Annotated in this window: 2 protein-coding genes; one reads left to right on the forward strand and one right to left on the reverse strand. The window is 67.8% G+C overall.

Features of this window, described 5'->3' with window-relative positions; translation table 11 throughout:
- Positions 1–1,504 precede the first annotated feature (1,504 nt).
- A complete protein-coding gene (locus FJY88_12855; protein ID MBM3288218.1) occupies positions 1,505–1,816 on the forward strand; it encodes a hypothetical protein in 312 nt (103 codons plus the stop codon).
- Between the two features lie 12 nt (positions 1,817–1,828).
- Here FJY88_12855 and argS read toward each other — a convergent pair.
- On the reverse strand, positions 1,829–3,341 hold a 1,513-nt coding region (gene argS, locus FJY88_12860; GenBank protein MBM3288219.1), incomplete at its 5' end, for an arginine--tRNA ligase.

Genomic DNA, 3,341 nt, shown 5'->3' on the forward strand with positions numbered 1-3,341 from the left:
TGACAGGAGAGGGGGTCTGGCATAGATTCGGGGCAGCTTCAAAGCGAACCAGACCGTGCGTCCTTCGAACCTGCGTGTCCTGGGATGTCTCAGGTCTATCCATCAATCTTAAGGGGTATCGATGAATGTTCTTCTACTCGTGATCCTCGCCCTCTCCGGCCTCTTCGAGGCGATCGTCGGCGTTTGGGCGATCGCAGCTCCGACGGGCTTCGCGGAGTTCTGGCTGAGGATCCCACAAGTGCAGGCCGGGGAAGGAGTTCTTGGGGGCGTCGCCCTTCTCCTCTTCCTCTTGGGGCTGGCTTCACTCGGACTGGCCGCCCTCCATGGCCTTGCGATCTACTGGCTTCGTTGTGAGCGGAGGGACGCCTTCCATCTCTCCATTGCGCTCGGCGTCACTCTGCTCGTTGTCGGTCTGGCCACCTATTTCCGCGACCTGCTGGCCGGTCCTAGGGACATTGGTGCCACGAGGGTTCTCCTCGTCGATGGGCTGCGGGGTCTGGCTCTTGGCCTTGTCGGGTTTTTCGCCCAGAGGGCTCCCGCGACGCTCAGGGAGCTTCGCCTGCCGGAGCGCAGAGACAGGGGTCGCGCCACGAGGCAAGATTCCGTTCGCGATCGCCGCACCTTTGGCGATCGGGACGGGAGGGGACGGGATCGTGATCGCGGCCGCAGCCGCGGGCGGCCTGTCGAGCGCAGGGGAGAGGGCAGAAGGTCCGCCGAGGGGCCTCGCCGCGGCGGGGTCGGTCGGCCCCAGGGACAGCGCCCCGGGCGTGGGGCCGAGCGCGAGACGCCTCCGAGGCCCGCGGTGGGGGGGCGGCTCGAATCCGCATCCGGCCTCTCTCGCGGGCCCTCATCGGAGGCCTCGGGGATCCCGGAGGACTTTCGCGCCCGGCCGTTGAATCCTCGCGAAGGCGAGGGATCAGGTGGTCGCGATCGGTGGCAGCAGAGGCAGCGCAGCCCTCAACAGCAGGATGCGGAAGCGGTCCGTCCGCTTGGCGTCGTGGTGACCGGCCGGCCCCCGGTCTCGGGGGAAGGGCGAACCGAGCCCGTAACCAAGGGGCAGAGGGTCGAGCCGCCCGAGGCGACCGAGGAGAGGACGCCTTTTCCGAGAGCGCCGATGGTTCCTCGCGTCCGGGTCGAGTCCTTGAGGCCACGGCCGCTCTCCGCCGATCAGCCTCAGGAGGATGACCGGGAACGAGGGAGCGGGGCTCCGGATCGCCGGAATCGGCGTCGCCGTCGCCCGTCTCGCCCCGGGCAGGACCGGCCGCGGCTCCATGGCGCCGAGCCAAGGCCCCGCGACATCGCGGGCGCTCCATTCGAGGAGTCTGACGCGGAGAGACCGCGGCCGCAGGCCGATCCGTTCGACGACGGGCCGGCCGAGCCGCGCCGAGTGGCGCCGCCTCCAGTCAGCGTCGAGACCGAGCGCGGTAGAGAGCCACGGGGCTTCGAGGCGAGCAGAGACGACGAATCGAGGAGGGCGGCTCCGCCTGAAGATGAGCCGCTCGACATGCTCTCTGCCTTCGGCGATCGCGGCGAGCAGGGAAGCGCGCCGGGGACGCGGGAGAGCGCCGAGTTCGGCCGACACCGCCGGCCCTTCACCGCGCGCCGGACCAACAAGCAGGTGAAGCCGCGCGGTACCAAGGTGCACCAGCACCTGGGTGGGGACATGCCGAAGGAGGCCGCGCCGGCGCCTGAGGACTCGCTCGCCGAGGAAACGCGAGGCGCTCCTCCCGTCGGCCGCATCGGTATGACCGATGGAATCGGACCGATTGACCTCTCCGATATGGACGCGGACGAGCCCGATTCCGGGAAGGCCTAGAGGGACTCCCGGCTACATCCGGTCTGGGGCCTCGACCGTGAGGATCCTCAGACCGCGCCGCAGGACCTGCGCCACGCAGAGACTCAGGTGGAGTCGCGCGTGGCGCAGCTCGTTCTGGGGAGCGCCGAGCACCCTGTGGTTGTGGTAGTAGCGCGCGAAGCCGCGCGTCAGGTCGAGCAGGTAAGTCGCTATGGGCGCGACGGAGAGCTGCCGGGCGGCCAGGGCGACCGACATCGGAAACTCGACGAGGCGGACCGCCAGATCCCTCTCCTCGGGAGCGTCCAGGAGAGAGTAGTCGATCAGCTCGGGGCGTAGGCCGCGGTAGATCCCCTCGGCATCATCCGCGGGAACCAGGTCCCCGGCCGAGACGACGCCCCGCTCGAGGCCCTTGCGGACGATCCCGCAGATCCTCGCGTGGCTGTACTGAATGGCGGGCCCGGTGTCGCCCTCGAACGAGAGCCTCTCCTGAGGATCGAAGACGATGTTCTTGTCGTTGCCGACCTGCAGCAGGTAGACCTTCAGCGCCCCCTGGCCGATCGCCTCCGCGGTCGCCTCGATCCTCTCTGGATCCTCGCCGCAGTAGCCGCTCTCGACGATCCTCCGGCGAGCTTCCTCGTGCAAGAGATCAAGAAGGTCGTCCGCGTCGACCGCCGTTCCTTCCCGGGACTTCAGCTTTCCCATCCCCCGTGGCAAGGTCACGAGACCGTAGGCGACGTGGTGGCAGCCATCGGCCCAGGGATGGCCCAGCAGGCGGAGCATGGCAAAGAGGTTCTTGAAGTGGAGGACCTGTTCCGAGGCGACCACGTAGAGGGACCGGTCCATGCCGTACTCCTCGTGCTTGAGCACGGCGGTCCCGATGTCCTGCGTGATGTAGACGCTCGTGCCGTCGGAGCGCAGGAGGAGCTTGTCCTGCAGGCCGATAGAATCGAGGCGGGCCCACACCGAGTTGTCGGCCTTGCGGTAGAAGACACCCAGGGAGAGGCCCCGCTCGACTTCCTTCCGCCCGAGCTGCCATGTCTCGCTCTCGAAGTACCAGCGGTCGAAACGGCACCCCAGCCGGTCATAGGTCCGCCGCAACCCATCGATGACCCAGTCGTTCATCGCGCGCCAGAGCGCGCGTGTATCAGGATCCTCATCCTCCCACTTGCGAAGTGTCTCCTGCGCCTGCCGCATCCATGTCGAGGAGGCGAGGAATCGCTCCTCGGCCTCCTCCGCGGCCTCGCGCTCGAGGCGAGTCGCGTCGATTCCCTCGCGCGCCCGGAACTCCCGTCTCTCCTCGCCGAGGGCCGCGTCGAACCGTACGTAATAGCGGCCTACGAGGTGGTCTCCCTTTTCTCCCGTGTCCGCGGGAGTCTCGCCGTTGCCCCAGGTTCGGTAGGTGACCATCGACTTGCAGATATGGATCCCCCGGTCGTTGACGAGATTCGTGCGGATGACCTCGTATCCCGCCGCCTCAAGGAGATTCGACAGGGCCATCCCGATCGCATTGTTGCGCACGTGCCCGATGTGGAGCGGCTTGTTGGTG

This window comes from Candidatus Eisenbacteria bacterium (assembly GCA_016867495.1).
Classification (GTDB): Bacteria; Eisenbacteria; RBG-16-71-46; order CAIMUX01; family VGJL01; genus VGJL01.

Bases quoted from the DNA above. Each gene is read 5' to 3' on its own strand.
- FJY88_12855 (MBM3288218.1), top strand. From the start codon at position 1,505: ATGCTCTCTGCCTTCGGCGATCGCGGCGAGCAGGGAAGCGCGCCGGGG.